The following is a 5,978-nucleotide window of genomic DNA, read 5'->3' as shown; positions in this document are numbered from 1 at the left end:
AGGGCCCTTCTCGCGAAGCGTGTCCCAGGAGTCCAGCAGAGTCCAGACACCGCCGATACCAGTGGCGAAGCTGACTGCGAAGCGGTCTGCATCAACGTCCTGCTGATCCAGACCGGAGTCCTTCCACGCCTCACGGGCTGCGACCATACCCAGCTGAGTGGAGCGGTCCATGCGCTTGGTCTCCGGGCGGGTCAGAACCTCAGCCGGCTCGACGGCGACCTCAGCGGCAAAGGTGACCGGCAGTTGGTACTGCTCGACCCAGTCGTGCTCAAGCGTCTTGGGGCCGGCTGTCCCTGCCAGGGCATTGGCCCAGGTTGTGGGCACATCCCCGCCGATAGGGGTGGTGGCACCGAGACCGGTGATGACAAGGCGTGACATGGTGTCCTTCTCCTGCACAGTAGGGGTACAGCTCAAAGCTGGCGCCCGCGCCGCGTGGGGTGAGCCACGCGGCGCACTGGCAGCCTGCGTCTTCAAGGCCCGACAGGGCGTGAGCCCTGGCGGTTTTCAGCCCTGGGCGTTAGCGATGTACTCGACGGCGTCGCCGACGGTGGCCAGGTTCTTGACCTCCTCATCCGGGATTTTCACATCGAACTTCTCTTCGGCGTTGACCACGATGGTCATCATCGAGATGGAGTCGATGTCTAGGTCCTCGGTGAAGGACTTCTCCAGCTGGACCTCTTCGGTCTCCAGGCCGGTCTCTTCGTTGACGATCTCGGCCAGGCCAGCGAGGATTTCGTTCTTATCAGCCACAGTGGGCTCCTTTCGGTGGGTTGGGTGATTCGGTGGTGGGAAAGCTTAGGGGATTCGGATGACCTGGGCGCCGAACACCAGGCCGGCTCCGAAGCCGATCTGCAGCGCGAGCCCTCCGGAGATCTCCGGATTCTCAGCGCGCAGGCGGTGCAGCGCCAGCGGAATCGAGGCAGCAGAGGTGTTTCCTGCATCGGCAATATCGCGGCCCACCAAGACGTTCTCCGGCAGCTTCAGCTGCTTGGCGAGCTCATCGATGATGCGGATATTCGCCTGGTGCGGGACAAATGCGGTGAGGTCTTCAGCGGTGATACCGGCGGCATCCAGTGCCTGCTGCGCGACTTTGGCCATCTCCCAGACTGCCCAGCGGAAGACGGTCGGGCCATCCTGACGCAGAGTGGGCCACAGACGTTCCTCAGCATCAAGCAGCCGGGACGCATCACCGCTGCGCTGGGCCTCGGTGAGCGCATCGCGCAGGCGCAACAGCGAGTTATCCATGGAGACCGTGCCCCACTTCTCCCCATTGGAGCCAAGCACTGAAGGGGAGATGCCAGGAGTCTCAGAGGGACCGACCACGGCAGCTCCGGCACCATCGCCGAGCAAGAAGGAGATAGTGCGTTCGTGGTTGTCGATGAAGTCGCTGAGCTTCTCCACACCCACCACCAGCACATACTCGGCCAGCCCCGAGCGCACCAGGGCATCTGCCTGACCGATGCCGTAGCAGTAGCCGGCGCAGGCGGCGGAGATGTCGAAGGCCGGTGCGGTGATGCCCAGCCGGCCGGCTACATCCGCCGCTGCAGAGGGAGTGGAGTAAGGATGAGTGACCGTGGAGACCACCACAGCGCCCAGCTGAGAGGCGTCAATGCCGGCGTCGGCAAGAGCTTCCTGCGCGGCGTCGAGCGCCATATCCACCACGGAGACATCCGCGCGGGCACGGTGCCGGGTCACAATCCCAGTGCGCTGCCTGATCCACTCGTCGGAGGAATCGATCCACTGGCAGATCTTCTCATTGTCGATCAATACATCCGGACGGTGGACGCCGAGTCCCAGAACGGCTGTACCTGAGATGGGGGTGGGCTGCTTCAGTGCTGCGGTCACGTGTCTGTCTGTGCCTTTCAAAGAAAAGGGGTCCGGATTGCTGTGCGGGCTCCGGACTCAGCCGGTGTGCTCGGCGATGAACTCGCCGGCGGCCTCGAGGTCCTCGGGGCTCTTGACTGCGAAACTGGCCACCCCGCGGAGTCCGCGCTTGGCCAGCCCCACCAGCGTACCGCCCGGCAGCAGCTCCAGGACACCGGTCACCCCGGCTTCACGCATGGATTCCATGCATGCGTCCCACCGCACTGGGCGGGTGACCTGGTCCACCAGCTGAGTCAGCACCTGGGAACCTTCGACGACGGCGGCGCCGTCGCGGTTGGAGAGCAGGGTCACCTGCGCATCCTGCGGCGTCATCTGCGCGGCAGCAGCGGAGAGAGTCTCACCGGCGCTGGCCATATATGAGGTGTGGAATGCACCCGCCACCTTCAGCGGGATGACCCGGGCTCGTGCCGGGGGATTCTGCACAAGCTGTTCAATGGCAGCGGTCGCACCAGCGGCAACAATCTGGCCGCCGCCGTTGATGTTGGCGGGGGAGAGGCCTGCAGCCTCGATGGTCTCCAGGACCTGGTCCTCCACTCCGCCCAGCACGGCGGCCATACCGGTGGGCTCCGCGGCGGCAGCATCGGCCATCGCGGTGGCACGCACGGAGATCAGCTGCAGCGCCTGCTCCTCAGTGAGGGCGCCGGCCAGTGCTGCGGCGGGAATCTCGCCCACAGAGTGGCCCGAAAGCAGCACCTTGTCACCCAAACCCGCCACGCGCTCGGCAGTGAGGCCAAGACGGTGGGCGGCCAGCAGGGAGGCCGCCACGATGAGCGGCTGGGCCACGGCGGTGTCCCGGATGGTCTCTTCATCAGAGATGGTGCCGTGGGTCAGCAGGTCAGTCTGGGAGTACTCGGAGTACTGCTGTACAAGAGCCTTGCTCTGCGGGTCTTCCAGCCATGGGGAAAGCAGGCCGGGGGTCTGAGAGCCCTGTCCTGGGCATACGATCGCTAGCACACCTCCACCTTTCCATCTTCGACCTCATAGTGCAGGGATATCCGTGGACCAAGCTCACGGGGTGCCCTTGTAGAGAACCTACAAGTCGGCGAGGTTTGGGCTCAGAGTCGGCCCAGCGCCAGGGCGGTCTGCAGCACATAGGCATCGCGCGGAGTCATCGGGTCCCAGCCGGTGACTTCAGTCACGCGCTTGAGCCGGTAGCGCACAGTGTTGGTGTGCACGAAGAGCTCACGGGCGGTGGCCTCCAGGGAATGACCGGTGCTGACATAGGCTTCGACGGTCTCGAGCAGCCCATGGCCGGCTTCGTCCAGAAGCCTGTAGATACCGCTGACCAGCACTTCCTTGGCCTGCGGGTCACCTGCCAGGACCCGCTCTGGCAGCAGGTCCTCTGCTGCCACCGGCCGCGGCGCTTGGCTCCACGCCGGGGCCGCTGTGAAACCGGAGAAGGCTGCAGCGGCGGCACGTGAGGCGTAGGCGATGGGCCCGTCATGCTCGCTGTAGACCACCTGGCCCTCGCCAAAGGCTGGCAAGATCCGCTCCAACCCGTCCTGGAGACCGGTGGCCTCGCCCAAGAGGAGGATCAGCCGGTCGCCTTGAACGCCCACCACAGCGTCGGCCGAGAACCGGATGCATTGCCGCCGCAGATGTGACATGAAGACCGCGTCTGCCTGCTCCGGGGCTGAACCCACTATGACGACGACGCCGGTGGTACTCTGCCATCCCACGGCAGCTGCCCGGGAGGCAATCTGTTCCGCGGGCTCGGCGCGCAGGACAGCATCCACCAGCAGTGCTTCCAGGCGAGAGTCCCAGGCGCCTCGTGACTCGGCTGCACGGGCGTAGACATCGGCGATAGCGAAGGCAACCTCGCGCGAGTAGCGCAGCACCGCCTCCAGCATCAGCTGGCGGTCTGCGTCGGGCATCAGTCCCGGCAGGCGTTGTTCGACAGCCTCGACAATGGTGCGGATCAACTGCAACGCACGCTGCAGGGAGATGGTCCGCATGAGGTCAGTAGGCGCGGGGCCCAAGAGCTCATTGACCAGCGGAAGCGAGCGTGAACGGGGGTCCTGCAGCCAGTTGACCAGCCCTTGGATACCGCGCTGGGCGATCAGCCGCAGTGAAGCGCGTTCCTCTGTGCTCAGCTGCCGGTACCAGCTCAGCTTCTCCTCCAGATGGCGACCGACCAGCGTGGTCAGCGGCCCGGAGTTGCTGCGAAGAACCTCCAGCGCCTCAGCTGACACTGCCACAGCATCAGGAAGCCGACCGCTATCAACACTCATGGGCTTCACTCTATGAGGTTTTGGAGAGTTCCTACAATGCCGACGACGGCGGCCCCCGGATGTGGGGACCGCCGTCGTCAATGCTCAGCTATGCCGCGGGACTAGCTCATCAGACTCAGCTGGCTCAGGCGTCGCCACCTGCGGTGCCTGAGGTTCCAGCGTTGGCATTGAGCAGGTCGTACTTCTTGATCGCCTCGGCGGCCTTGTCCTTCTTGCCCAGCATCTGCAGGGCGCGAACCACCATGGAATGGGCATCGATCTTGAAGTGACGCCGAGCTGCTGCGCGGGTATCGGAGAAGCCGAAGCTGTCTGCGCCCAGGGTGGCGAACTCATTGGGCACAAACTGGCGGATCTGATCCGGCACCGAGGTGGTGTAGTCGGTGGAGGCGATGATCGGGCCCTCGGCTCCCTCAAGCTGCTTGGTCACAAACGGGACCTCAGGCTCGCGCTCAGGATCCAGCATGGCGGACTGCTCCACATGCAGGGCCTGACGGCGCAGCTCGTTCCAGCTGGTCACCGACCACACATCAGCGGAGACACCCCAGTCTTCAGCGAGAATCTCCTGCGCTTCCAACGCCCAGGGTACGGAGACGCCGGAGGCCAGCAGCTGAACCTTCTCGCCCTCAGCCTCAGAGGCCTTGAGCTTGTAGATGCCGCGCTTGATGCCCTCGACGTCCACGTTCTCCGGCTCGGGCAGCTGGAACACCGGCTCGTTGTAGACGGTCAGGTAGTACATGACGTTGTGGTCGCCGTCGTGATCCCCGTACATCTCGAACAGGCCGTTCTCGATGATGTGGGCGATCTCGTAGCCGAAGGCCGGGTCGAAGTGCTTCACCGCCGGGTTGGTGCCCGCCAGAATGGGGGAGTGCCCGTCAGCATGCTGCAGGCCTTCACCGGTCAGCGTGGTGCGTCCTGCTGTCGCGCCGATGATGAACCCGCGGGCCATCTGGTCAGCCGCAGCCCAGAAGGAATCGCCGGTGCGCTGGAAGCCGAACATCGAGTAGAAGACGTAGAACGGGATCATCGGCTCACCGTGGGTGGAGTAGCTGGTGCCCGCGGCGGTGAAGGCGGAGGTCGCACCGGCCTCATTGATCCCCGGGTGCAGCAGCTGACCCTGCGGTGACTCCTTGTAGGCCAGCATCAGCTCACGGTCCACCGAGAGGTAGTTCTGGCCCTTGGGGTTGTAGATCTTCGCGGTGGGGAAGAAGGAGTCCATACCGAAGGTGCGGGACTCATCGGGGACGATCGGCACAATGCGCTTGCCGAACTCCTTATCCCGCATCAGGTCCTTGAGCAGACGCACGAACGCCATGGTGGTGGCGGCCTTCTGCTTGCCTGAGCCCTTCTTGGCCACCGCGTAGGTCTTCTCGTCGGGCAGCTGCAGCTTAGTGCCGTCAGTGCGGCGCAGCGGCAGCGATCCGCCGAGCTCCTGACGGCGCTTGCGCATGTACTTGATCTCTTCAGCGTCCTCACCGGGGTGGTAGTAGGGGACGTTGTACGGATCGGCTTCGATCTGCTCATCGCTGATCGGGATGCGCAGGGTGTCGCGGAAGCGCTTGAGGTCCTCCACCGTCAGCTTCTTCATCTGGTGGGTCGCATTGCGTCCCTCGAAGCTGGGACCCAGGCCGTAGCCCTTAATGGTCTGGGCGAGGATGACCGTGGGCTTGTCCTTGGTCTCCACGGCCGACTTATAGGCGGCATAGACCTTCTGGTAGTCGTGGCCGCCGCGCTTGAGGCCCCAGATCTCGTCGTCGGACATCTCCGCGACCATCTCTTTGGTCTTCTCGGAGCGACCGAAGAAGTGCTCGCGCACGAATGCGCCGGACTCGGCCTTGTAGGTCTGATAGTCGCCGTCGAGGGTCT

General features: G+C 64.4%; 6 protein-coding genes. All 6 read right to left on the bottom strand.

Features of this window, described 5'->3' with window-relative positions; genetic code table 11:
- A partial coding sequence (locus tag TX78_RS14055) for a beta-ketoacyl synthase N-terminal-like domain-containing protein (protein ID WP_044492782.1) occupies window positions 1-378 on the bottom strand: 378 nt, incomplete at its 3' end.
- A gap of 126 nt (window positions 379-504) precedes the next feature.
- Window positions 505-750 (bottom strand): acyl carrier protein, encoded by a 246-nt coding sequence (locus TX78_RS00710; RefSeq protein WP_044492780.1) that lies wholly within the window; start codon window positions 748-750, stop codon window positions 505-507.
- Window positions 751-795: 45 nt separating this feature from the next.
- On the bottom strand, window positions 796-1,845 hold the full coding sequence (locus tag TX78_RS00705; protein ID WP_044492779.1) for a beta-ketoacyl-ACP synthase III: 1,050 nt from the start codon (window positions 1,843-1,845) through the stop codon (window positions 796-798).
- A gap of 57 nt (window positions 1,846-1,902) precedes the next feature.
- Window positions 1,903-2,838 carry an ACP S-malonyltransferase gene (locus TX78_RS00700; protein WP_044492777.1) on the bottom strand — a complete coding sequence of 312 codons (936 nt, stop codon included), beginning with the start codon at window positions 2,836-2,838 and terminating at the stop codon, window positions 1,903-1,905.
- A gap of 101 nt (window positions 2,839-2,939) precedes the next feature.
- Window positions 2,940-4,115, bottom strand: a complete 1,176-nt coding sequence (locus TX78_RS00695; RefSeq protein WP_044492775.1) for a PucR family transcriptional regulator — start codon at window positions 4,113-4,115, stop codon at window positions 2,940-2,942.
- Window positions 4,116-4,239: 124 nt separating this feature from the next.
- On the bottom strand, window positions 4,240-5,978 hold a 1,739-nt coding region (locus TX78_RS14050), incomplete at its 5' end, for a transketolase-like TK C-terminal-containing protein (protein WP_044493446.1).

Origin of the sequence: Nesterenkonia massiliensis, from assembly GCF_000455245.1 — a bacterium.
Lineage (GTDB): Bacteria > Actinomycetota > Actinomycetes > Actinomycetales > Micrococcaceae > Nesterenkonia > Nesterenkonia rhizosphaerae.
Note: the sequence above shows the minus strand (reverse complement) of the source record. Positions and strands in the feature narration are given on the sequence as shown.